General features: G+C 74.4%; 20 protein-coding genes and 1 pseudogene. 6 read left to right on the top strand and 15 right to left on the bottom strand.

Going from position 1 to position 22,651, the window contains the following annotated elements:
- Positions 1 to 54 precede the first annotated feature (54 nt).
- The 5 genes and pseudogenes from ABZ249_RS10320 to ABZ249_RS10300 all read left to right on the top strand — a co-directional run bounded on the left by ABZ249_RS10320 (position 55) and on the right by ABZ249_RS10300 (position 5,673).
- A complete protein-coding gene (locus tag ABZ249_RS10320) occupies positions 55 to 846 on the top strand; it encodes an NUDIX domain-containing protein (protein WP_355260041.1) in 792 nt (263 codons plus the stop codon).
- Positions 843 to 1,916: a molecular chaperone DnaJ gene (locus ABZ249_RS10315; protein WP_355260038.1), complete on the top strand. Its 1,074-nt coding sequence runs from the start codon at positions 843 to 845 to the stop codon at positions 1,914 to 1,916. The genes ABZ249_RS10320 and ABZ249_RS10315 overlap by 4 nt, the downstream gene beginning before the upstream one ends.
- 75 nt (positions 1,917 to 1,991) lie before the next feature.
- On the top strand, positions 1,992 to 2,981 hold the full coding sequence (locus ABZ249_RS10310; protein ID WP_355260036.1) for a hypothetical protein: 990 nt from the start codon (positions 1,992 to 1,994) through the stop codon (positions 2,979 to 2,981).
- A complete protein-coding gene (locus ABZ249_RS10305; protein WP_355260033.1) occupies positions 2,978 to 4,333 on the top strand; it encodes an adenylosuccinate synthetase in 1,356 nt (451 codons plus the stop codon). The genes ABZ249_RS10310 and ABZ249_RS10305 overlap by 4 nt, the downstream gene beginning before the upstream one ends.
- Positions 4,334 to 4,447: 114 nt before the next feature.
- Positions 4,448 to 5,673: pseudogene (locus ABZ249_RS10300) on the top strand (FAD-dependent oxidoreductase).
- Positions 5,674 to 5,686: 13 nt separating this feature from the next.
- Here the strand turns inward: ABZ249_RS10300 and ABZ249_RS10295 are convergent.
- Positions 5,687 to 6,193: a hypothetical protein gene (locus ABZ249_RS10295; protein ID WP_355260030.1), complete on the bottom strand. Its 507-nt coding sequence runs from the start codon at positions 6,191 to 6,193 to the stop codon at positions 5,687 to 5,689.
- 178 nt (positions 6,194 to 6,371) lie between these two features.
- Here ABZ249_RS10295 and ABZ249_RS10290 point away from each other — a divergent pair, with 178 nt between their 5' ends.
- Complete coding sequence (locus ABZ249_RS10290; RefSeq protein WP_355260027.1) at positions 6,372 to 6,800, top strand: PPOX class F420-dependent oxidoreductase; 429 nt, start codon at positions 6,372 to 6,374, stop codon at positions 6,798 to 6,800.
- 68 nt (positions 6,801 to 6,868) lie between these two features.
- Here ABZ249_RS10290 and ABZ249_RS10285 read toward each other — a convergent pair whose 3' ends face one another.
- From ABZ249_RS10285 to ABZ249_RS10220, 14 genes are all read right to left on the bottom strand, one after another.
- Complete coding sequence (locus tag ABZ249_RS10285; protein ID WP_220562556.1) at positions 6,869 to 7,618, bottom strand: YebC/PmpR family DNA-binding transcriptional regulator; 750 nt, start codon at positions 7,616 to 7,618, stop codon at positions 6,869 to 6,871.
- Positions 7,615 to 8,223 carry a pyridoxal 5'-phosphate synthase glutaminase subunit PdxT gene (pdxT, locus tag ABZ249_RS10280; protein WP_355260024.1) on the bottom strand — a complete coding sequence of 203 codons (609 nt, stop codon included), beginning with the start codon at positions 8,221 to 8,223 and terminating at the stop codon, positions 7,615 to 7,617. The genes ABZ249_RS10285 and pdxT overlap by 4 nt, the downstream gene beginning before the upstream one ends.
- 67 nt (positions 8,224 to 8,290) lie before the next feature.
- On the bottom strand, positions 8,291 to 9,202 hold the full coding sequence (pdxS, locus tag ABZ249_RS10275) for a pyridoxal 5'-phosphate synthase lyase subunit PdxS (RefSeq protein WP_355260021.1): 912 nt from the start codon (positions 9,200 to 9,202) through the stop codon (positions 8,291 to 8,293).
- 187 nt (positions 9,203 to 9,389) lie between these two features.
- The gene (locus ABZ249_RS10270) at positions 9,390 to 9,902 is read right to left on the bottom strand and encodes a hypothetical protein (protein WP_220565268.1); all 513 of its coding nucleotides are present in this window, start codon (positions 9,900 to 9,902) and stop codon (positions 9,390 to 9,392) included.
- A gap of 69 nt (positions 9,903 to 9,971) precedes the next feature.
- Positions 9,972 to 11,102: a glycosyltransferase family 4 protein gene (locus tag ABZ249_RS10265; RefSeq protein WP_355260018.1), complete on the bottom strand. Its 1,131-nt coding sequence runs from the start codon at positions 11,100 to 11,102 to the stop codon at positions 9,972 to 9,974.
- 3 nt (positions 11,103 to 11,105) lie between these two features.
- Complete coding sequence (locus ABZ249_RS10260; protein WP_355260015.1) at positions 11,106 to 12,071, bottom strand: phosphatidylinositol mannoside acyltransferase; 966 nt, start codon at positions 12,069 to 12,071, stop codon at positions 11,106 to 11,108.
- A gap of 19 nt (positions 12,072 to 12,090) precedes the next feature.
- On the bottom strand, positions 12,091 to 12,795 hold the full coding sequence (gene pgsA / locus ABZ249_RS10255; protein WP_355260266.1) for a phosphatidylinositol phosphate synthase: 705 nt from the start codon (positions 12,793 to 12,795) through the stop codon (positions 12,091 to 12,093).
- 305 nt (positions 12,796 to 13,100) lie between these two features.
- Entirely contained in the window at positions 13,101 to 13,670 is a 570-nt protein-coding gene (locus ABZ249_RS10250) for an HIT domain-containing protein (RefSeq protein WP_355260012.1), read from the bottom strand.
- Positions 13,671 to 13,770: 100 nt separating this feature from the next.
- Complete coding sequence (locus ABZ249_RS10245; RefSeq protein ID WP_355260009.1) at positions 13,771 to 15,486, bottom strand: DUF885 family protein; 1,716 nt, start codon at positions 15,484 to 15,486, stop codon at positions 13,771 to 13,773.
- Positions 15,487 to 15,575: 89 nt separating this feature from the next.
- Entirely contained in the window at positions 15,576 to 17,264 is a 1,689-nt protein-coding gene (locus ABZ249_RS10240) for a DUF885 domain-containing protein (protein WP_355260006.1), read from the bottom strand.
- Positions 17,265 to 17,358: 94 nt separating this feature from the next.
- Entirely contained in the window at positions 17,359 to 17,952 is a 594-nt protein-coding gene (locus tag ABZ249_RS10235; protein WP_017572034.1) for an ATP/GTP-binding protein, read from the bottom strand.
- Positions 17,953 to 17,986: 34 nt separating this feature from the next.
- The gene (locus ABZ249_RS10230) at positions 17,987 to 18,481 is read right to left on the bottom strand and encodes a DUF742 domain-containing protein (protein WP_255646764.1); all 495 of its coding nucleotides are present in this window, start codon (positions 18,479 to 18,481) and stop codon (positions 17,987 to 17,989) included.
- Between the two features lie 20 nt (positions 18,482 to 18,501).
- Positions 18,502 to 18,903: a roadblock/LC7 domain-containing protein gene (locus ABZ249_RS10225; RefSeq protein WP_073376201.1), complete on the bottom strand. Its 402-nt coding sequence runs from the start codon at positions 18,901 to 18,903 to the stop codon at positions 18,502 to 18,504.
- A 232-nt stretch (positions 18,904 to 19,135) separates the two neighbouring features.
- Positions 19,136 to 22,447, bottom strand: coding sequence for a nitrate- and nitrite sensing domain-containing protein (locus tag ABZ249_RS10220; protein ID WP_355260000.1), 3,312 nt, complete (start codon positions 22,445 to 22,447; stop codon positions 19,136 to 19,138).
- Positions 22,448 to 22,651 lie beyond the last annotated feature (204 nt).

The following is a 22,651-nucleotide window of genomic DNA, read 5'->3' as shown; positions in this document are numbered from 1 at the left end:
GCTAAGTTCTTCTCGAAGCGAGAAAAACTCACTCTGAGAAGAACTGGACCGACCATGGTGGACGACGGGATGCGGCGGGACGCGGACGAACGGGAGTTCCTGGCCGCCTACGACCCGCACGCCTACGCCCCCGTCGCGGTGACCGTCGACGTCGTGGCGATGACCATCCGCGCCCGGGAGCCGCTGGTGCTGCTGGTCCGCCGGGGCGCCAGCCCGCAGAAGGGCCGGTGGGCGCTGCCCGGCGGCTTCGTCCGGGCCGAGGACGACCCCCGGGGGCCCGCCGACCCCGACCTGCCCGACGCCGCGCTGCGCGTCCTGGCCGAGAAGACCGCCCTGCCCACCACCCTGCACCTGGAGCAGCTGGGCACCTACGGCGCCCGCGGCCGCGACCCCCGCATGCGGGTCTTCTCGGTGGCGTACATGCTGCTCGCCCCCGACCTGCCCGACCCCGAGCAGGGCCGCGACACCGCCGAGGCCGCCTGGGTCCCCTGGCGCGACCTCGGGCACGGCGGCACCGCGCGGTACGAGCCCGCCTTCGACCACGCGCGGATCATCGCCGACGCCGTCGAGCGGGCCCGCGCCAAGCTGGAGTACACCTCCCTGGCCACCGCGTTCCTGCCGCCGGTGTTCACCATCACCGACCTGCGCGAGGTGTACGAGGCGGTGTGGGACCGGTCCCTGCACGCCGCCAACTTCCACCGCAAGATCCTCGCCGCCCCCGGCTTCGTCCGGGACACCGGGGAGCTCGCCGACCGCGGCGGCTCCGGCGGGGGCCGCCGCCCCCGCCTGTACCGGGCGGGCGGCACCGCCGCCCTGCACCCGCCGCTGCTCAGGAGCGCCCCATGACCCCCGTGGAGGTCCCGATGACCGTCGAGGAGGCCGCCCGCGCCGTCCTCACCGCCCGCGACCCGTCCGACCTGTTCGGGCCGCTGCCCGCCGACGACACCGTGCCCGCGGCGGCCTCGTCCGCCCACCGGCGGCTCGCCCGCCTGCTGCACCCCGACACCCCCGGGGGCGACGCCGCGCTGTTCACCCGGCTGACCGGGATGTGGACGCGCTACCAGGAGGCCGTCCGGGGCCGGATCGGGTTCGACGACCACGTGGTGGTGACCGCCGCCCGCGGCTACCACGTGGGGTCCTCCCCCCTGGCCTCGGGCGACGTCGCCGACCTGTACCCCGTCCGCTACCGGGACGGCGACTGGCGCGACGCCGTGATCAAGGTGCCCCGGTCCCCGCGCGACAACGACCTCATGGAGGCCGAGGCCACCGCCCTGGAGCGGATCCGCGAGCGCGGGCCGGAGGAGGCGCGGGCGTTCTTCCCCCGGCTGCTGGAGTCGATCCGCCACCGCGACGCCGCGACCGGGGTCGAGCGCAGGGCCAACGTGCTGGACCGGCTGGACGGCTTCCACAGCCTGGCCGATGTGCGCCGCGCCCACCCCGACGGCGTCGACCCGCGCGACGCCGCGTGGATGTGGCGCCGCCTGCTGGTGGCGGTCGACGCGGCCTCCCGGGCCGGGGTGGTGCACGGGGCGGTGGTGCCCGAACACGTGCTGATCCACCCCGGGGAGCACGGCCTGGTCCTGGTCGACTGGTGCTACTCGGTCACCGCGCACGCCGCGCGCACCGCCCCGCACATCCCCGCGATGGTCCCCCACCGCAAGGACCTCTACCCGTCCGAGGTGGCCGAACGCGGCCCCGCCTCGGTGCGGACCGACATCTACATGGCGACCCGGTGCATCGAGTACGTCACCGCCGGGCGCCTGCCGCGGGAGCTGCGCTCGTTCGCCAGGGGCTGTGCCCTGCCGGCGGCGCGGCAGCGCCCCTCCGACGGGTTCGCCCTGCTGATCGAACTCGACGAGGTCCTGGAGCGGCTCTACGGGCCGCGCCGGTTCCGCCCCTTCACCATGCCGGACTGACCCCGCGGACCACCGAACCCCGCGGCCCCCGGCCCCACCGACCCCGAGACCCCTTCACCCCAGAGGAGAACCACCATGGGAAGCAGCCACTGGTCCACCGACGCCTACCACGCCCGCAAGGCCTACAACGCCTCCGCCGGACGCAGCGACTTCGGCTACACCGACGACGTGCTGTCGTCCGTCCCCCGCAGCAAGTGGAAGGTCCACGAGAAGCTCGACCCCAAGGGCGTCGCCTTCCGCGAGAGCCGCGACTCCGACGAGCACCCCGAGTCCCTGGCCATCTCGGTGCTGTTCGACGTCACCGGCTCGATGGGCCGCGTCCCCCGCGTGCTCCAGACCAAGCTGCCCGCGCTGTTCGGCCTGCTGCTGCGCAAGGGCTACGTGGAGCACCCGCAGATCCTGTTCGGCGGGATCGGCGACGCCACCTGCGACCGGGCCCCGCTCCAGATCGGGCAGTTCGAGTCCGGCAACGAGCTGGAGGAGGACCTGAACAACATCCTGCTGGAGGGGGGCGGCGGCGGACAGGTCACCGAGTCCTACGAGCTGGCCATGTACTTCATGGCCCGGCACACCGCCATGGACTGCCTGGACAAGCGCGGCCGCAAGGGCTACCTGTTCCTCATCGGCGACGAGAAGGCCTACGGCAAGGTCAAGGCCCGCGAGGTGCGCGAGGTGATCGGCGACGACCTGGCCGAGGACATCCCGTTCCCGCAGATCCTCGCCGAGCTGCGGCGCAGGTTCGAGGTGTACTTCATCATGCCGAGCGGCAGCAGCCACTTCACCAACGACGCCGTCCGGTCCTTCTGGGACGAGCAGCTGGGCCAGAACGTCATCCACCTGGAGGACCTGGGCGCGGTGTCGGAGACCATCGCGGTGACGATCGGCCTGTCCGAGGAGGCCATCGACCTGGAGGAGGGGCTGTCCGACCTCGCCGACGCCGGGTCCGACGCCGGCGGCGTCGTGGGCAGGGCGCTGGCGCCGCTGGCCGGTCCGCGCGGCTCGATCGTGCGCTCGTCCGGGCTGCCCGGCGGCGACGCCTCGGCCCCGGGGACGGACCGGCTGTGAGCGCCCCCGCGTGGGCCGACACCTCGGCCGTCGTCGTCGACCTGGGATTCGGCGACGCGGGCAAGGGTGTGACGGTCGATCTGCTGTGCGCACGGCGGCGCTACGGCGCCGTCGTGCGCGCCAACGGGGGCGCCCAGGCCGCCCACAACGTGGTGGCCCCGGACGGACGCCACCACACGTTCTCCCAGTTCGGGGCGGGGACCCTCGCCCCGGACGGGCCGGTGCCCACGCACCTGTCCCGGCTGATGGTGGTGGACCCCCTCGCCCTGGCCGCCGAGGGCGCCCACCTGGCGTCCCTCGGCGTCCCGGACCCGTTCGGCCTGGTCACGGTGGACGAGCGTGCGCTGATCGCCACCCCCTGGCACCAGGAGGCCAACCGGATCCGCGAGCGGGCCCGGGGCGGCGGCCGCCACGGGTCGTGCGGGATGGGCGTGGGCGAGGCGATGGCCTACGCCCTGGCCCGGCCCGGGGACGCCCCCACGGCCGGCGACTGCCGCACGCCCGCGGTGCTGCGCCGCAAACTGCACCGGCTGGCCGACCACCTCGACGCGCTCCGCCGCGAGCTCGGCGACGGGTCCCGGACGTCCCCGGACGTCGAGGACTGCGTCGCGGCGTACGGGGGGTTCGCCCGAGGGGTGCGCATCGTGGACGAGGCGTACCTGCCGGGCCTGCTGGCCCGCGCCCCGGTCGTGTTCGAGGGCGCCCAGGGGGTGCTGCTGGACGAATGGCACGGGTTCCACCCGCACACCACCTGGTCCACGACCACCACCGCGAACCCGCTGGCGCTGCTGGCCGAGGCGGGCCGCCCCGGCGACGCCCGCCGGATCGGGGTGGTGCGCGCCTACACCACGCGGCACGGGGCGGGGCCCTTCCCCACCGAGGACCCGTCGCTGGCCGGCCTGCTGCCCGAGCCGCACAACGGGACGCACCCCTGGCAGGGGGCGTTCCGGGTGGGCCACCTGGACCTGGCGGCCCACCGGTACGCCCTGGCCGCCACCGGCGGGGTGGACTCCCTGGTGGTGACGCACGCCGACAGCGCCGCCGCGGCCGGCGGCCGGCTGCGGCACTGCACCGGCTACACCGACCGGGCGGGGCGGCCGCTCGTGCCCACCCCGGGCGACGCTCCGGCCCCCAGCCACCCGCTGCACCCGGCGCCCGGCCCCCTGGACGCCCGCGCCGACGCCCACCTGCGCCGCCAGGCGGCCCTGGCGGACGCCCTGGCCGCGGCCCGGCCCGTCCTGGCCGACGGCCCCACGCCGCCGGAGGAGATCGCCGACGCCCTGGGAACCCCGCTGGAGGCGGTCTTCTCCGGCCCCACCCGCGACGACGCCCGGATCACCGCCCCGGCCTGACCGTCCCCGCAGGACAAGAAGGACCCTCCCGATTGTCGGTTCCCGACAAGACCCCCTACCCGGGAAGGGCCCATGGTGGTGGCCGACAACCATGGGAAATGAGGTCGAACGGAAATGACGGACCACGTGCTGGTGGTGGGTGCGGGAGTGGTCGGACTGTCCACCGCCTGGTTCCTCCAGGAGCACGGCGTGCGGGTCACGGTCGTGGACCGGGACGGGGTCGGCGCGGGCGCCTCCTGGGGCAACGCCGGCTGGCTCTCCCCGAACCTGGCGATCCCGCTGAACGAACCGGGCGTCCTGCTCCAGGGGCCGCGCTCCCTGGTCGACCCCGACGCGCCGCTGTCGATCCCGCCGACGGCCTCCCCCGCCCTGTGGGCGTTCCTGCTCCGGTTCGCGGCGAACTGCCGGTGGCCGTCCTGGGAGCGCGCGGTCCGCGCGAACCTGCCGCTGAACACCGCCTGCCTGGAGGCGTTCGACGAACTGGAGAAGGCGGGGGTGGCGACCACCGCGGTCTCCGCCCCGGTCACGGCGCTGTTCCGCTCCCCCAAGGCGGCGCTCGTCCTGCTGCACGAGCTCGACTCTCTGGGCCTGGAGGTGGAGCGCGCCGCGCTGGCGGAGGACGACGCGCACGCCCTCGTGCCGCAGGCGGCGGGGTCGATCCGCGCCGCCGTCCGGCTGGCGGGCCAGCGCCACGTCGACCCCGGGACCCTGGTCCGCAACCTGGCCGCGTCCGTACGCGAACGCGGCGGCGTCGTCCGCGACGGCTTCGAGGCGGCCGCCGTGCACCGCTCGGGTTCGACGATCACGGTGGTCTCCGGGACCGGTGAACCGCTGCGCGCCGACGCCGCGGCGGTGTGCACCGGGGCCTGGGCCGACCGCCTGCTGCGGCCCCTGGGGGTGCGGCTCCCGGTGCGGGCGGGCCGCGGGTACTCCTTCACAGTGCCCGTCGAGGAACCGGTCCCGGGCCCGGTCTACCTGCCCGAGGCGCGGGTGGCGTGCACGCCCTACCGCGGGGCGCTGCGGGTGGCGGGGACCATGGAGTTCCGGGGGCCGGACGACGCCCTGCGTCCCCGCCGGGTCGAGGCCATCGTGCGCTCGGCCCGCCCCTTCCTGAGGGGGTCCGCTGGTCGGAGCGGAGCGACGTGTGGGTCGGCCCGCGCCCGGTCACCCCGGACGGCGTGCCGCTGGTCGGCGCCACCCGGGTGCCGGGCGTGTACACCGCCACGGGCCACGGCATGTGGGGGCTCACCCACGGCCCGGTCACCGGCCGCCTCCTCGCCGAGCGGATCGCCACCGGGCGCGCCCCGTCGGCGCTGGCCGCGCTCGATCCCCTGCGCTGACGCCGGGGCGCCCTCAGACGGCGGTGAGGTGGTAGGTGGTGTCCACCCAGAAGCCGTCGCCGGTGTCGGCCTTGATCTCCAGGACGTAGCCGCCCGGGCTGAGCCCGGCGATCCCGCCCCACAGGCCCCACGTGCACCACCGGGTCCACAGCGGGGCGCGGAACGTCCCGGCGAACTCCTGGAGGGGCAGCGGCACACCGTTGAGGTGTGCCGCCGCCCGCTCGACCGGCATCGACCGGGGCCTGCGGGAGTACGTGGAGTCGTGGTACATGTTCAGCACCGGGAAGAACACCGGGCACCCGGCGGGCACCTCGCAGCGGCGCACCACCCGGCCGCCGTAGGTGCCGGCCAGGAACCACAGGCCGTCGGGCTGGTTGACCGCGGCGTGGGCGCCGGTGGGGTCCTGCACGGGGTCGCGCCCCTCGGGGGCCGACCACACCCACTTCCACCAGCGGCCCGAGAGGGCGACGCCCTCGCGCTCGCCGATCCGCCACGTCCCGTCGGGCACGACCTCGCCCATGGCACCTCGTTCCTCGCGTCCGGCCGCCCTGGGGGTGGGACGGCACGAGGATGGTACCGATGACCCTTTTGTTCCGATTGCCCCGGGTCACCCGATAGCACCCCTTCCCGGTCCGAGGGGCGGGAACAGGGCCGTGCCGTTCACCGCGGGGCCCGGGCCCCCGGCCTAGGCTCGCGGTATGACGACTTCACTCGGCGATCCCCGGGTCCGCGAATTCCTGAGCGCCGGCACCCGTACCGGCAAGCTGGCCTACACCGCCTCCGACGGCAGGCCGCTGGTGGTGCCGGTGTGGTTCATCGTCGAGGACGGGGAGATCGTGTTCAACACCGGCGCGTCCACGGCCAAGGGCCGGGCGGTCGGCCGCGACCCGCGGGTGGCGCTGTGCGTGGACCTGGAGGAGCCCCCGTACGGGTTCGTGCAGGTCCAGGGCGAGGCGAGCGTCTCGCAGGACCCCGGCGAACTCCTGCGCACCGCCACCGCGATCGCCGCCCGCTACATGGGCGAGGACAGGGCGGAGGAGTACGGCCGCCGCAACGGCGTGCCGGGGGAGCTGGTCGTGCGCATCCGCCCGACCAGGGTCGTCGCCGGGTTCGACATGGCGGACTGAGCCGCCCCCGGACGCCGGTGGCCGCACTCCCGGGCGGGGGTGCGGCCACCGGCGTCGTGACGGGTCGGTCAGCCGAGCTCGGCCATGACCTCGTCGGGGATGTCGGCGTTGGTGAAGACGTTCTGCACGTCGTCGGAGTCCTCCAGGACGTCCACCACGCGCAGGACCTTCTTGGCGGTCTCGGCGTCCACCGGGACCTCCATGGTCGGCAGGAAGCTGGACTCCGCCGACTCGTAGTCGATGCCCGCCTCCTGGAGCGCCGTGCGCACCTGGACCAGGTCGGTGGCCTCGCAGACGATCTCGAAGGCCTCGCCGATGTCCTCGACCTCCTCCGCGCCGGCGTCCAGCACCGCGAGGGTGACGTCGTCCTCGGTGGTGCCCTCCTTGGGCACGATCACGACGCCCTTGCGGTTGAACAGGTACGACACCGATCCGGCGTCGGCCATGTTGCCGCCGTTGCGGGTGACCGCCACGCGCACCTCGGAGGCGGCGCGGTTGCGGTTGTCGGTGAGGCACTCCACGAGCAGGGCGACGCCGCCGGGGGCGTAGCCCTCGTACATGATGGTCTGCCACTCGGCGCCGCCGGCCTCTTCACCGGAGCCGCGCTTGCGGGCGCGCTCGATGTTGTCGAGGGGGACCGAGTTCTTGCGGGCCTTCTGGATCGCGTCGTAGAGCGTCGGGTTCCCGTCGGGGTCACCGCCACCGGTGCGCGCGGCCACCTCGATGTTCTTGATCAGCTTGGCGAAGAGCTTGCCCCGCTTGGCATCGATGACGGCTTTCTTGTGCTTGGTGGTGGCCCACTTGGAGTGGCCGCTCATGCGAGTCCTTTCACGATGTCGACGAAGAGGCGGTGGATACGCGCGTCGCCGGTCAGTTCGGGATGGAAGGACGTGGCCATCAGGCCGCCCTGTCGTACGGCGACGATCCTACCGGCCTCGTCGGGGCCGGGGACGGTGCCGAGCACGGTGACGTCCGGGCCGACCTCCTCCACCCAGGGCGCCCGGATGAACACCGCGTCGAACGGTCCGCCGTCCAGCGCGTCGATACGGACACCGGTCTCGAAGGACTCGGTCTGGCGGCCGAACGCGTTGCGGCGCACCGTCATGTCGATGCCGCCGACCGTCTCCTGGTCCGCGGTGCCCCCCAGGATACGGTCGGCGAGCATGATCATCCCGGCACACGTCCCGTAGGCGGGCATCCCGGCGCGGACGCGCTTGCGCAGCGGTTCGAGCAGCCCGTACCGCACGGCCAGCTTGGACATCGTGGTGGACTCGCCGCCGGGGATCACCAGTCCGTCCACGGTGTCGAGGTGCTCGGGCGAGAGGACCTTGACGGTGTGCACGTCGAGGGTGTCGAGAACGCGCTGGTGCTCGGCGACGTCCCCCTGGAGGGCCAGGACGCCGATGGTGGGTCTGTGGGTCACGTACGTCCTCACTCTGTACTGCCTGAACGGGGGGACGGGCCCGGGCGTCCGCCCGGGCCCGGGGCCGCTACCAGCCGCGCCCGGCGTACCGCTGGGAGTCGGACAGCTCGTCCAGGTTGATGCCGACCATGGCCTCGCCCAGGCCGCGCGAGACGCGCGCGATGACGGCGGGGTCCTCGTAGTGGAGGGTGGCCTGCACGATGGCGTCGGCGCGCTTGGCCGGGTCGCCGGACTTGAAGATGCCCGAGCCGACGAACACGCTCTCCGCGCCGAGCTGGCGCATGAGCGCGGCGTCGGCGGGGGTGGCCACACCGCCCGCGGAGAACAGCGGAACGGGGAGCCTGCCCAGCTCGGCCACCTCCTTGACGATGTCGTAGGGGGCGCGCAGCTCCTTGGCGGCGCCGAACAGCTCGGCCTCGTCCAGGGTGCCCAGGCGCTTGATCGCCGCGCGGATGGACCGCATGTGGCGGGTGGCCTCGACGACGTTGCCGGTGCCGGCCTCGCCCTTGGAGCGGATCATGGCCGCGCCCTCGGCGATGCGGCGCAGGGCCTCGCCCAGCTCGGTGGCGCCGCAGACGAACGGCACGGTGAACGCCCACTTGTCGATGTGGTGGGCCTCGTCGGCGGGGGTCAGGACCTCGGACTCGTCGATGAAGTCGACGCCCAGGCTCTGGAGGACCTGCGCCTCGACGAAGTGGCCGATGCGGACCTTGGCCATGACCGGGATCGAGACGGCCTCGATGATCCCGTCGATCATGTCGGGGTCGGACATGCGGGCCACCCCGCCGTCCTTGCGGATGTCGGCGGGGACGCGCTCCAGGGCCATGACCGCGACGGCGCCGGCGTCCTCGGCGATCTTGGCCTGGTCCGGCGTGACGACGTCCATGATGACGCCGTTCTTGAGCTGCTCGGCCATGCCCCGCTTGACGCGCTGGGTACCGACTGCGCCGTCGGGGGTGGTCGCTGCGTTGTCAGCCACGGTGGTGGACTCCCGTCCCATCAGGTGTTTCCAGGGGAATGGGCGCGCCCGGACGGCGGCCGGCGTTCGCGCGTTGGGGGCGCGCGGACGCCTCGGCGCCGCGCACCCCGGGTCTCCCGGACCACCATGGTAGTTCCTCCCCTTCCGGGGGGCTTTGGCCAGATAGGCGTTTTCCGGGGCCCCGGCCTTACAGGGTGTCGGGTGCGGCCACCGGGGCCGGGAGCTCCGGCGGCCGGTCGTCGATCTCGAAGAAGTCGGGCAGCGGTGCCCCGCCGGCCAGGCGGAACAGCCGGACGACCCGGGAGCGGCGCGCCCGGCGGGTGTCGGCGACGGCGGCGTTGTAGAACACCCGGGCCAGGTGGACGCCCCTGGCGGCGGAGGCCGTGGCGGGCAGCAGCCCGGCGGCGTCGGCGGCGCGCAGCGCGGCGGGGTCGGCCAGGGTCCGGCGCAGGGAGTGGGACAGGGCGCTCTCGGCGGGTTCGCCGCCGTCGGCGGCGTCGGCGGCCGGGAGCAGGGCGGCGGCGTGGACGGGGCCCAGCACGCGGGCCAGGCGGAGGGCGGTCTCCCTGCGCCGGTCCAGGGCGGTGCGCAGCCCGGCCCGGGACAGGTCCACGCGCTGGTGGAGCCGGTGCAGCCGGGTGGCGCGCCAGGACAGGTAGAGGGCGCAGGCGATCACGGCGACGAGGGCGCCGACGACCACGAGAACCGCCAGGGCCTGCTCGCTCACGGTGCGCACCCCCTCGTTCCCAGGTTACGGACCGGGGCCGCGTCAGTGGGTGCGGACACGCTCCCCCGCCAGAACGGTCTCGTAGACGGACACGATGTCGGCGGCGACGGTGTCCCAGTCGTAGGCCCGGACGGCCTCCCGGGCGGCGCGGGACAGGGCGGCCCGGCGGTCGGGGTCGTCGAGCAGGGCGTCGGCCCGGCGGGCCAGGTCCGCGGCGTCGCCGACGGCGAACAGCTCGCCGGCCCTGCCGCCGCCCAGGACGGCGGAGAAGGCGGGGATGTCGCTGGCCAGGAGCGCGGCCCCGGCGGCCATGGCCTCGGTCAGGACGATGCCGAAGCTCTCCCCTCCCAGGTTGGGGGCGCAGAACAGGTCGGCGGAGTGGTAGGCGCGGACCTTGTCCCCGTCGTCGAGGCGGCCGGTGAGGACGATCCGCTCGCGCAGCCGGTCGGGCACGGCGGCCAGCGCCGGACCGGGGTCCCCGGGGCCGGCGACCAGCAGGCGCAGCCCGGGCCGGTGCGGGGCGAGCCGGGTGAACGCCTCCAGCAGCACGGCCAGCCCCTTGCGGGGTTCGTCCAGGCGGCCCAGGAAGCCGATGGACCCGCCCTCCCCCGGGAACCCGGGCAGCGGCCGGGCGTCGGCGAACCGGCGGACGGCCACCCCGTTGGGGATGAGCACGGCGTCGCCGCCGAGGTGTTCGACCAGGGTGCGGCGGGCGGCCTCGGAGACCGCGATGCGGGCGTGGACCTTCTCCAGGGCCGAACGCAGCGCGTGGGAGCCGGCGGCCATCGCCCGCGAGCGCGGGTTGGCGGTGTGGAAGGTCCCCACCAGGGGGCCCTCTGCGGCCCAGCAGGCCAGCAGGGAGACGCTGGGGGCGGCGGGCTCGTGGATGTGCAGGACGTCGAACCCGCCCCGGGCGATCCACCGGTGGACCCGGGCCGCCGTGCGCGGCCCGAAGCTCAGCCGGGCCACGGACCCGTTGTAGGGCACGGGCACGGGGCGCCCGGCCGGGACGAGGTGGTCGGGCAGGTCGGCGGCGCCGTCGCCGACCGGGGCCAGGATCGAGACCTCGTGGCCGCGGGCGATGAGGGCGTCGGCGAGGTCGCCGACGTGCTGCTGCACCCCTCCTGGGACGTCCCAGGAGTAGGGGCAGACCAGGCCGATCCGCATGCCCATGGCCTACCCGGCCCGCCCGCCCGCGCGCGTCGGGGCCTCCGGCGCGGCCCCGGCCTCCCGGCGGGCCCGGAGGGCGCGGTCCGCGTCCAGGTCGCTCACGAAGACCGGCTGGAGCATGTGCCAGTCCTCGGGGTGCTCGGCGATGGCGCCCTCGAACACCCGGACCAGGTCCTGGCTGGTGCGCCGGATCCGCTCGGAGCGGGTGGCGCCCTCCGCGACGGGGACCTCGTCGTGGATGCGGATGCACCAGTGGGGACCGTCGTACCACAGGGAGACGGGCAGCAGGGCGGCCCCGGTGTTCATCGCCAGGGCGGCCGGGCCGGTGGGGACGCGGGCGGCCTCCCCGAACAGCTCGACCTCCACGCCGGTGCCGCTGATGTCGCGGTCGGCGAGCAGGCACACCAGGCCGCCGTCGCGCAGCCGGCGGGTGAGGGTGCCCACGGTGCCGACGGCCCCGCCGGTCAGCGGCAGCACCTCCATGCCCAGGGACTCGCGGTGGGCGGTGAAGCGCCGGTACAGGCTCTCCGGCCGCACCCGCTGGGCGACGGTGGTGAGGGGGATGCCGCGCAGCGTGATCCACGCCCCGGCGTGGTCCCAGTTGCCCATGTGGGGCAGGGCGACGACGGCTCCGCGGCCGTCGGCGATGGCCTTCTCCAGGGTCTCGACGCCGGTGGCGCGCGTGTCGCCGAGGATGCGCTCGGGCGTCATCGCCGACAGCCGGAACATCTCGTAGAAGTAGCGCATGTAGGAGCGCATCCCGGCCCGGGACAGGGCGCGCAGCTGGGCGTCGGTGGCGCCGGGGCCGACCAGGCGGCGCAGGTTGCGCTCCAGGCCGCGGGTGCCCTCGTCGTGGGTCCGCCAGGAGCGGTCGGCCAGGTGGCGGAACACCGCCCGCCCCGCGCCCTCGGGGGCGCGGCCCACGGCCGCCCATGCCGCCGCGTAGGCGGCTGCGGCCACCCGTTCGTCCACGTCGTGCCCCTTCCGGTGTCTAGCGCTGGTTGCCGGGTGCCGGTTCGGCGCCCTCGTCGGTGTCGTCGAGGAGGTCCGGGGCGGTCCCCTCCGCGGGCTCCGCGCCGGCGGCGTCCTCCTGCTCCCGCTCCCTGTCCCGGGCGTCGATCTCGTTGAGCCGCGCCCGGGTCTCCAGCAGGCGCTGGAGGATGGTCAGCAGGCTCATGCCGGCCAGCACCCACAGGCCGCCCGCCAGGACGTAGGGGACGCCGAACTCGCTGAGGGCCACCGACACCAGGATGACGATGAGGCGTTCGGTGCGCTCGGCCACGCCGACGTCGCAGTTGACGCCCAGGCCTTCGGCGCGGGCCTTGATGTAGGACACCATGAACCCGCTGATCAGGCAGAACAGGGTGAGTCCGGCGAGCAGGGGGTCGTCCCCGCCGGCGATGAACCACCACAGCAGGCCCGCCAGGATGGCCGCGTCCGCGATGCGGTCGAGGCTGGAGTCGAGGAACGCGCCGAAGGCGCTCTCGGAGTCCTTGGCCCGGGCGACGGCGCCGTCGAGCATGTCGAAGAGCACGAACACGGTGATGACCACCGAGCCCGCGTACAGCTGGCCGCGCGGATAGAAGTAGAGGGCACCGGCCACGACGCCGGCGGCACCGATGATCGTGACGATGTTGGGGGTCAGGCCGATCCGGGCCAGGCTCCGGCCGAGCGGAGCGGTGACCCTGGAGACCAAGGGGCGAAGGATTCTCAGCATGTCGTCTAGTGCACCTCCACCGGCGTGTGCCGGGGATTTCCTGGCGCACGCGACGCCCCGCCGGCCGACGGGCCTGCGGTCCGTGCGCGATCGACGCCAGCCGGGACGGCACCGGCCCGGATGTCTGGGGTTCTGGGAGGTACCGCGCGTGCGCGCACGGGGCGCGCACGGCGATGATCCTAACAGTCGGCCGCGGCGATACGCCGCGAACGGCGCGTCCCCGCACCGGACGAACGAATCTCGTGTCCGCCGGGTTCCACGGCCCCTACCCCGGTCCGCCGGGATCAGTCCGAGGGCCAGTGTCCGGCGAGCCGTTCCCGGGTCTGCTCCAGGAGCTCGGGGAGCACCTTGGTGTGGCCGATGACCGGCATGAAGTTGGTGTCGCCGCCCCACCGGGGGACGATGTGCTGGTGCAGGTGGGCGGCGATGCCGGCCCCGGCCGCCGACCCCAGGTTCATGCCCACGTTGAACGCCTGGGGGCGGTAGGCGGCGGTGAGGGCCCGGATCCCCTCCTGGGTGAGGGTGGCGACCTCGGCGGTCTCCTGCTCGTTGAGGGCGGTGTACTCCGACACGTGGCGGTAGGGGCACACCAGCAGGTGGCCGCTGTTGTAGGGGTACAGGTTGAGGACGACGTAGGCGCTCTTGCCGCGGTGCACCACCAGGCCCTCGGGGTCGCTCAGGCCGGGGGCCCGGCAGAAGGGGCAGCCGTCCTCGGGGCGCGGGCCGGAGGGCTTGTTCTCGCCCTTGATGTAGGCCATCCGGTGCGGGGTCCACAGCCGTTCCCAGCCGTCGGGCTCCCCCGCGCCCGCGCCGGGGGCGCCGCCCCGCTCCTCGTAGCCGCTGCCGTCCGTCATCGCCGACCCCTCCGCGCCGTCGTGCCCTGTCGCGGACCCAGCATAGAAGCGCCGGGGAGGTGGCGGCGGCCACGGGCCGCGGACCTCCCCGGCGGGGCGTTCAGAGGCCGAGCAGGGTGCGCAGGTGCCGGGGGGCGAGCGGGCCGTGGGCGAGCAGGGCCCGGGGCCCCGCCCCGGGTCGGGCCCGGGACAGGTCCGCGAGCAGCGCGGCGGTCTCCCGGCGGGCGATGTACCGGGCGGCCGCGGGGAACACGGCTGTGCGCACCCCCTGCCAGATCCGGTCGGCCTCCTCGACGTCGTGGTGGCCGCGCACGGTGAGCATGCCGATCGCCTCGGGCTCGGTGAGGTCGCCGGTGTGCAGGCGGACCTCGACGACGGCGGCCAGGGCGTCGCGCAGCCGGTCCAGGGCGGCCAGCAGGCGCAGGGCCCGGTCGGCGCGGACCCCTCGGCGTCGCCCGGGCCGCCGCCGGACCAGCCCCGGCGGGCCAGCTCGTCGGCCGCGTGCGCCTCCCAGCCCAGGACGAACAGCGGCGCGGGCAGCAGGGCGCGCACCGGCGGCGCCCCGTCGGCGGGGGAGGGAGCGCAGGTCAGCGCCTGGGCCCGCGCCACCAGCCGGGTGACGCGCAGCCGCAGGTCGTGGCGGTGGTGGCGGGCGCGGTGGTCCAGGCGGGCCACCGGGTCGGCGTCGGGGGCGGGCGGGGTGCCGGACACGAGGAGGGGGCGCCGGGCGCCGGCGTCCTCCGCGAGGGGGCGGGGCGGGTCCAGCCGGAGCGGCGACGGGTGCTCGCCGCGCGGGGGGGACCAGGTCCGGGGGCGGGCCGGCGGGGACGAGGCCCAGCTCGGCGAGCCGGGCGTGCGCGTGGTCGAGGGCGCGCCGGGTCTCCCCGTGGGCGCTCCCCCATTCCACGGGGTGGGCGGCCAGGCCGGCCAGGGCCTCCTCCACCTGGCCGGCGTGCGGGGCGCGGTCGCACAGGCGGGCGGCGGCGTCCGCGACCTCCTCCTCGGCCTGTTCCAGGGCCTTCTCCGCATCGGTCGGCGCCTCCACCGCGTCGGGGCCGGTGTCCAGGGTGTGCCGCAGCAGGTCGGTGTAGGAGCCGCCCAGGCGGTGTTCGGGGACGCGGGGGCCCGCGGCCCGGCGCTGCGCCAGGCCGTGGGCGGCGAACAGGATGTGGCCGCGTGCGGCGGAGGCGACCCGGTGGCAGGCCATCAGGGCCGTGGTCCGCTCGCCGGGGGCCGCCGAGGCGGGTGAGAGCACCACGCGGACCCGGGATTCGAGCTCGGTCTCCAGGTGCTCTCCGACGCGCATCGCGGCGGTGAGGTGCGCGGGCGGGACGCCGGGGCCCTTCTCCAGCCGGGCCAGGAGTGCGCCGGTGTGCCCGGGGATCTCCAGGGCCGCGGCGAGGACGGCGTCGCGGTACTCCGCCTCCGGCAGCCGGACGTCGTCCAGGAGTCCGGCCAGGGCCGCGGCGGGGTCGTGGGCGACCGGGTTCCAGGTCTGGGGGCGCAGGTCCGCGGTGCGCCACAGCAGGGCGGCGGCGCGGGCGCGCAGGACGTCCCGGTCGACCGCCTCGTCGGGCGTCGCGCGGGCCGGGGCGGCCCCTTCCGCCTCGTGCAGGGCGCGCCGGTACAGGGCGGTGCGCCGCCCGTCCCCTTCCGGGCTCCGGTCGTCGAAGAACCACCCGGGGGCCGCCGGGTCGCCGAGGGAGCGGGCCCAGGAGGGGTCGGCCGCCCGCAGGGCCTTCAGGGCGCGTTCGGCGGCCGCGGGGAAGGGGGACGGGGGGCGCAGGCGTGCGGTGGGTCGCCGCGGGATGCTCATGCCGTCACCCTGCCACGCACGCGGCGGCCTCCCCCGGGGCCTGACCGGCTCCGGACGGTCCGGTTCCGGCCAGGCCCCGGGCGGGGCGTTCAGAGGCCGAGCAGGGTGCGCAGGTGCCGGGGCGGCGGGGAGCCGTGCGCCAGCATCATGTCGTGCCGCTCGCGGTCGGACCGGCCGGGGTGGACGGCGGCCAGGTCGCGGGCGATGTCCGCGACCTCGGCCTGGCCCACGTAGTAGGTGGACAGCTGGGCGCTGGTGAGCAGGGCCCGGCGCCACTTCCCGGCGGCCTCGCCCTCCTCCTGGTGCCCCCGCCCGACGAGCAGCGACATCGCCTCGGCCTCGGTGAGGTCGCCGGTGTGCAGGCGCACGTCCAGGATGGCGTTGAGGATCATCCGCAGCCGCATCTTGAGCTGCACCAGCCGCAGCACCGCGTTGTCCGCGGGGTCGTCGGACCAGCCGTGGCGGGCCAGCAGCTCCTCGGCGTAGACCGCCCAGCCCTCGACGAAGGGGCCGCTCCACAGCACCCGGCCCACCCGCGTGCCGCCGCGGTGGCGGGAGGCGTGGGCGAGCTGGAGGGCGTGGCCGGGCACCGCCTCGTGGACCATGAGGTTGCGCAGCAGCCCGGCGTTGTACTCGCGGAAGAACGACTCCCGGCGGGCGGCGGGCCAGTCCCTCGGGGGCGGGGAGACTGCGACGAGCGTGGGGCTCTGCGCGGCCCGGGGGTCCAGCGGGCCGGGCGGGTCGCAGTAGGCGACGGCGATCCCGCGCCGCGACTCCGGCATGGGGATGACGCGGACGGGGTCGTCGTACACGGTGACCAGGTCCAGTTCGCGCACCCGGCGGTCCAGGTGCGCCAGGGCGTCCTCGCACAGGGGCCGCACGGTGTCCGGGCCGGTGGCGTTCTCCGCGGCCACCCGGGCCAGCGCCTCGGCGGCCAGCCCGGGGGCGGGCGGGCGTCCGAGGTAGGCGGACGAGGCCTCGGCCAGGGCCTCCTCGGTGGCGATGAGATCGCTCTGGGCGCGGACCAGCAGCGCCTCGGGGGACAGTTCGGAGTCGAGGGTGTACCAGAGCCGGGCGGCGTAGACCCGCTCGCCCAGGCGCGGGTCGGCGGTGGCGGACTCCAGCCGTCCGCTCAGCCACTCCCCGTACTCCTCCACCGCCCCGAGGGCGGCCTCCAGGGCGTTCTCCAGGTCGGCGGGGGCGGCGTCGGGCTCCCGGGCCGCCAGGGCGGCCACGCCGTCGGAGAGGAGCGTGCGGGTGCCCTCCAGCTGTGCCAGGGCGGTCTCCACGTGCACCCGGGACATGCCGGGGCCGGACCCCAGGCGCTCGCGGGCCACGGCCAGGTGGCCGGGCAGGGCGGAGCAGCGCGCGGCCAGGGCCGCCAGCCGGTCGGCCACGGGGAGCCGCTCGCGCTCCACCAGCGCGTACACGGCGTCGCCCGGGGAGTGCTCCAGGGGGTCGTGGGAGAGCGGGCGCAGCTCGGCGGTGTGCCACAGTTCGGAGCCGATCCGGGCGCGCAGGACCTCCAGGTCGACCCGGTCGCCCGGGGAGAGCAGGTCGTCGTCGATGTCGTCGAGGGAGCCCAGGGCGTCGGTGAAAAGGCGCGCCCGCCGTGTGTCGGCCTCCTCGGAGCGGTCGGTGAGGCGGTCCGCGCCGCGCGGGTCGCCCAGGTCCAGGGCCCACTCCGGGTCCTCGTCGAGGAGGGCGTCGAGCACGCGCTCGGCGACCTCGCGGAAGCGGCCGGTCATCCCCGGCTCGGGATGGGAGGAAGAGCTCATCCGGACATGATGCCAGGCAGCACGGACGCCCGGTTCCCGTCTGGCGGGAACCGGGCCGTGCACTGTGCGGGACCCCGGCCCGAATCGGCCTCCGCTAGCGCCAGGAGTTCTGGCCGCCGGTGGAGGTGGGCTGTCCTGCGGCGCCCTCGGGGTCCCCCACCGTGATGGCGTGCTCGACGAGGGTGATGAGCGTCGACTTGGTGGAGGCCCGGTCGCGGGCGTCCACCTGGACGATCGGGATCTCCGGGCTGAGCGTGAGCGCGTCCCGGACCTCGTCCGCGGCGTGGGGGTAGTACCCGTCGAACCCGTTGATCGCCACGATGAAGGGCAGGCGCGCCTCTTCGAAGTAGTCGATCGCGGGGAAGCAGTCCGCGAGGCGGCGGGTGTCCACCAGGACCACGGCGCCGATGGCGCCCTTGACCAGGTCGTCCCACATGAACCAGAACCGGTGCTGTCCGGGCGTGCCGAACAGGTACAGGATCAGGTCCGAATCGAGAGACACACGGCCGAAGTCCATGGCGACGGTCGTGGTCTGCTTGTCCGGCGTCTTGGCGAGGTCGTCGACCCCGACGCTGGCGCTGGTCATGACCGCTTCGGTGGTCAGCGGCACGATTTCGGAGACGGAGCCCACGAATGTCGTCTTCCCGACACCGAAGCCCCCGGCGACGACGATCTTGACCGACGTCATCGCGTTCCCCCCAGCACCGCCTTCCTCGGCCGGGCTAGAGCTTGCGAAGTCCACTGAGCACCCTTTCAAGCAGGTTGGTGTTCGGGCGGGCGTCGTTGTTGAGCGAAGACCTGATCTGGACCAGTCCCTGCTCGGACATGTCCGCCACAAGCACCCGCGCCACGCCGAGCGGCATCCGCAACAGCGCGGAGATCTCCGCCACGGAGCGCCACTCCCGGCACAGGTCGCTGATCGCCTGCCATTCGGGCGTCAGCGTGCCCGACTCGTTGAGGGCCGTCGTCGTCGTCGAGATCAGAGCTTCGAGGGGAAGCTGCGACTTCGGCTTGGTACGGCCCTTGGTCACCGCGTAGGGGCGGACCAGAGAACTGGGCGCGCTTCCCGCAGCGGATCGTTGATCGTACGGTTGTTGGATAGGTCGAGGAACATCTCCGCCGCCCGGAACCGCCGGGATCCCCCCTGTGGGGGGACCGCTCGGCTGTTGTCCGAACCACGAGGCGCTCCCGGCATCTCTACTGTGAGGTGCCACCACTTCCTCCTGTCGGTGGTGGATCAGTGGATTCCCGAGGTGCGCGCCGCTGGTGTCAGCGCCCGCCCCGCCCGCTCGACGAGCAGGGTCATCTCGTACGCGACCAGACCGAGGTCGCTCTCCGCGGAGGCCAGTACCGCCAGGCAGGAGCCGTCGCTGATGGCCATGATGAGCATCAGCCCCCGCTCCATCTCCACGACGGTCTGGGCGACCGCACCACCCTCGAACACCCTGGCCGCGCCCTGGGTCAGGCTGGACAGGCCGGAGGCGATCGCCGCCAGCTGGTCCGCGCGGTCGGCCGGGAAGCCCGCGGACGACGCCAGCGGCAGACCGTCGGACGAGACGACGATCGCGTGGGCGACATCGGGCACCCGGTCGGCAAAGTCAGTGATCAACCAGTTGAGTTCATTCACCTGTCGACTCATCTGATCTCCTGTCCAAGTTCGCCGGCTGGTCTCTTCGGCACTGCTACCGCCGGCACGGCATGTGACAGCACTGCCTCTGCAACTGCCCGGACCCTCCCGTGGGGGTGGTCGGGAGCCTGGTGTTCGATTCTCTTCGAGCGACGGGTGTGACGCGTCCGAGAAGCTCGGTAGATGCTATTGCATCCGGCTTCCCTGAATAAGAGGGACCCTGCCCCGCCGTTGTCCACTCCGGTCACCCCTCCGACTGCCCGTCGCCCAGGCGGCTGCGGCCATCGCGGACGCCCTTCTGGAAGCCCGAGAACCGGTTGCGGACGCGATCGGCGCTGCGGGTCGGCATCTGCTTGAAGTTCTCCGGCTTGGGGGCGGTCCCAGGGACAAGGTTTGCCTTGGGAACCCGTTTTGGCAACCCCGAGGTGGTCAGGCCGCCCGCGATGGGCTCGGCCGCCGACCGGGCGGCCTTCCAGCCGCGGTCGGCCGCGGAGTTCCACTCCTGCTCGGAGCGGGTCTCCGGTTCGGCGGTCCGGGCGGACTGCGGCGCCGCGGTCGCGGAGGGGGCCGCCGGGGCGGCGGGCGCCGCCGGGACCTGGCGGATGGGGCCGGTCTCCGTCGCGTCCACCGTGGGGCCGCCGCCGGTGCGGCGGCGGAACCAGTTGGACTCGATGGCGTCGAAGATCGGCAGGGAGTCGTTCTCCTCGCCGCCCGGCGTGGGCGGGACGACCGTGTTGCCGGCCGGGCCCTGGGCCGCGCCGTAGCGGCGGGACAGGTAGGCCGTGGAGCCGTAGCCCTCGCGGTTCTCCCCCGCGCCGTTGCCCGAGCGCCAGGAACCGGTCTCGTTCGCGGCCGGGGGCCGCTGCCCGCCGGTGGTCCAGTCCGTGGAGGACGGGGCCGCCGGGGCGGACGAGGCGGAGACGGCCGGGAAGGTCTCGGTGTCGGACTCGTCCCGGCGGCGGCCGGCGTCGGCCGAGGAGCCGTTGCCCGAGAGGGCGTCGGACGAGGGGCGCTCGGAGCGTCCGCCGCCGAAGGCGTCGTAGCTCTCGGGCTCGGGGCGGCGGAACGCACCGGTGTCGGACGGGCGGCGGAAGGCGCCGGTGTCCGCGGGGCGGTCGAACGCGCCGGTCTCGGAGGGGCGGTTGAAGGCCCCGGTGTCGGCGGGCCGGCTGAACGAGCCGGTGTCGGTGGAGCGGTCCACGGGGCGCTCGAAGAGCGATCCGCCGGTCTCCTCGCGCGGCGCCGGGTCGAAGAGGCTGTGGCCGGTGCTCTCGGGCGCCGGCGCGGTCTCCTCCGGGGTGTCGTAGGGGTCCACGACACGGCGCTGGGAACCGGTCTCGCCGGAGATCGCGCCGGAGCCGCTGGTCCCCCAGACGTCGGAGCCGGTGCTCTCGGTCCCGGCGGAGGAGCCGGAGTTCCACAGGTCCTGGCCGCTGGGCGGGTGCTCGTCGGCGCGCGAGGACGTGCCGGGCTGGCGCTTGGGCAGTCCGGCGCCCAGGTCGGTGCCGGCGCCCTGGGTCTGCCAGGTGTCGGTCGGCTCGGGCGCGGCCGGGCCGGAGGCGAAGGCCGCCTCGGCGTCGGCGTAGGTGTCGGGGGCCGCCGCGGAGAGCTCCAGGCGGCTGTCGGCGCCGCCCAGGGCGTGCTGGCCCTCGACCGGGGTGATGAGCAGGTCCGGCGGGAGGACGACGACCGCGGTGGTGCCGCCGCCGTGCGCCTCCTTGAGGTTCATGCGGATGCCGTGGCGGTGGGCCAGGCGCGAGACCACGAAGAGGCCCATGCGGCGCGAGACCGCGACGTCGATGACCGGCGGGGAGGCCAGGCGGGCGTTGATCGCCGCCAGGTCCTCGGCGGCCATGCCGATACCGCTGTCGGTGACGTCGACCTGGACGCCGCCGTTGTCGAGGGTCTTGGCGCTGACCAGGACCTCGGTGTCGTGCGGGGAGAACGAGGTCGCGTTCTCCACCAGCTCGGCGACGAGGTGGATGACGTCGTTGACCGGGCGGCCCAGCACCGAGATGTGGGAGGGGGCGCGGACGTTGACGCGCTCGTACTGCTCGACCTCGGAGACCGCGCCGCGCAGCACGTCGACCAGCGGGACCGGCTGGGCCCACTTGCGCGTGTTGTCCTGCCCGGAGAGGACCAGGAGGTTCTCGTTGTTACGGCGCATGCGCGTCGCGAGGTGGTCGAGCTGGAACAGGTCGGACAGGCGGTCGGAGTCCTGCTCGGACTGCTCCAGGCCGTCGATCAGTCGCAGCTGCCGTTCCACCAGGGTCTGGCTGCGGCGGGACAGGTTGACGAACATCGCGTTGACGTTGCTGCGCAGGGCGGCCTCGTCGGAGGCCAGTGTCAGGGCCACGCGGTGGACGTCGTCGAAGGCCCGGGCCACCTCGCCGATCTCGTCGTGCGTGTCGACCTCGATCGGGGTGACCTTGACGTTCTCGGGGACCGCCCCGGCCTCCTGCATCCGGTTGATCGCGTCCGGCAGGTCGCGCTCGGCGACCCGGCGGGCGCCGTCCTCCAGGGTGCGCAGCGGGCGCACCAGGGAGCGGACCACCAGGGAGGTGAGGATGAACACGGCCAGGAGCACGCCCGCGACGACGACGAGGTCGATCAGGGCGCGGGTGAGCGCGGTGGCGCGCAGCTGGGCGGCGTCGTTCTGGATGCCCTCGGCGACCTGCTCCTCGACGTCCTGGAGCTTGCCCAGGGCGACGCCGGCGATCTCGATGTAGTCGTCGGGGCCGTCGTTGGAGGTGACGCCGCTCAGCGGCGCGTTGCGCTCGGCGCGGTACATGACGCGCATGCGCATCGTCGAGACCTGGCTGACCTGGAGGCCGGTGAAGTTCTCGTCGAAGATGTCGCGCTGGGTGGGCGAGGCCGCCTGGACGAAGTTGGAGATCTCGTTGTCGTAGCGCGCGCGGCTGGAGTCGATCGCCTCGGCGATACCGCCGGTCATCGAGTTGCGGTAGAGCGAGTGGCCCATCAGGGCGGTCTCGTACGACAGCTGGTCGCGGGCGTTCGACAGGGCCGTCAGCGTGCGGACGCTCTCACGCAGTTCGGTGTCGCCGGTCTCGTCGGCGATCGTCTGGTTGAACTCGGTGAGCGAGCGCGTGATGGTGCGGTACTTGGTGACGACCGGCAGCACCGTGATGCGGGTGTCGTCGACCTCGTCGCGCAGCGAGTCCAGCGTGGTGAGCTGGGTGCGCATGTTGTTGAGGCGCGTGTTGGCGAGGCTGCCGTCGACCTCGCCGATGTCCTCCAGCCGCGCGTTGAGCGTCTGCTGGAGGTCGAGGGTGGCGGCGCGCTCCTCCTCCAGGGCCTGGCGCTTGTCTTCGGAGCGGCGCGCCGGGTCCGGGTCGTCGGAGATGTAGACCGCGCTGGCGCTGCGTTCGCGGCCGAGCTGGTTGGCCAGCTGCACGATCAGGACGCCGACCTCGGCGCGGTCCTCGATGTGCGCGTGGGTGACCGTGGAGACCGCGGCCTCGTAGACCCGCAGACCACCGAGGGCGAGAGCCACGGCGGTGGGGATGACGATGAGGGCCACCAGACGGGAACGCACCCGCCAGTTACGTGGCCTCCACCAATCGGGACTGCGCTGGGGCGCGGCATCGGCTTGTTCGGCCTGCGCTGCCTCGCTCTGCGCGCCGGCCCCGTTTTTCGTCGCTCGTGTCGACACGGACCCTCGCAACCTTTCGTGTCACCGCCGTGAACGGCTGTCGGTACCCAGGGCCGACCGCTCCGACCCGAGCAGCACTCGGGCACA

Origin of the sequence: Nocardiopsis sp. NPDC006139 (assembly GCF_040614155.1) — a bacterium.
In the GTDB taxonomy this organism is placed as follows: Bacteria; Actinomycetota; Actinomycetes; order Streptosporangiales; family Streptosporangiaceae; genus Nocardiopsis; species Nocardiopsis changdeensis.
Note: the sequence above shows the minus strand (reverse complement) of the source record. Positions and strands in the feature narration are given on the sequence as shown.

Bases quoted from the DNA above. Each gene is read 5' to 3' on its own strand.
- ABZ249_RS10320 (WP_355260041.1), top strand. From the start codon at position 55: ATGGTGGACGACGGGATGCGGCGGGACGCGGACGAACGGGAGTTCCTG.
- ABZ249_RS10315 (WP_355260038.1), top strand. From the start codon at position 843: ATGACCCCCGTGGAGGTCCCGATGACCGTCGAGGAGGCCGCCCGCGCC.
- ABZ249_RS10310 (WP_355260036.1), top strand. From the start codon at position 1,992: ATGGGAAGCAGCCACTGGTCCACCGACGCCTACCACGCCCGCAAGGCC.
- ABZ249_RS10295 (WP_355260030.1), bottom strand. From the start codon at position 6,193: ATGGGCGAGGTCGTGCCCGACGGGACGTGGCGGATCGGCGAGCGCGAG.
- ABZ249_RS10290 (WP_355260027.1), top strand. From the start codon at position 6,372: ATGACGACTTCACTCGGCGATCCCCGGGTCCGCGAATTCCTGAGCGCC.
- ABZ249_RS10285 (WP_220562556.1), bottom strand. From the start codon at position 7,618: ATGAGCGGCCACTCCAAGTGGGCCACCACCAAGCACAAGAAAGCCGTC.
- ABZ249_RS10265 (WP_355260018.1), bottom strand. From the start codon at position 11,102: ATGGGCATGCGGATCGGCCTGGTCTGCCCCTACTCCTGGGACGTCCCA.
- ABZ249_RS10250 (WP_355260012.1), bottom strand. From the start codon at position 13,670: ATGACGGACGGCAGCGGCTACGAGGAGCGGGGCGGCGCCCCCGGCGCG.
- ABZ249_RS10245 (WP_355260009.1), bottom strand. From the start codon at position 15,486: ATGAGCATCCCGCGGCGACCCACCGCACGCCTGCGCCCCCCGTCCCCC.
- ABZ249_RS10240 (WP_355260006.1), bottom strand. From the start codon at position 17,264: ATGAGCTCTTCCTCCCATCCCGAGCCGGGGATGACCGGCCGCTTCCGC.
- ABZ249_RS10235 (WP_017572034.1), bottom strand. From the start codon at position 17,952: ATGACGTCGGTCAAGATCGTCGTCGCCGGGGGCTTCGGTGTCGGGAAG.
- ABZ249_RS10225 (WP_073376201.1), bottom strand. From the start codon at position 18,903: ATGAGTCGACAGGTGAATGAACTCAACTGGTTGATCACTGACTTTGCC.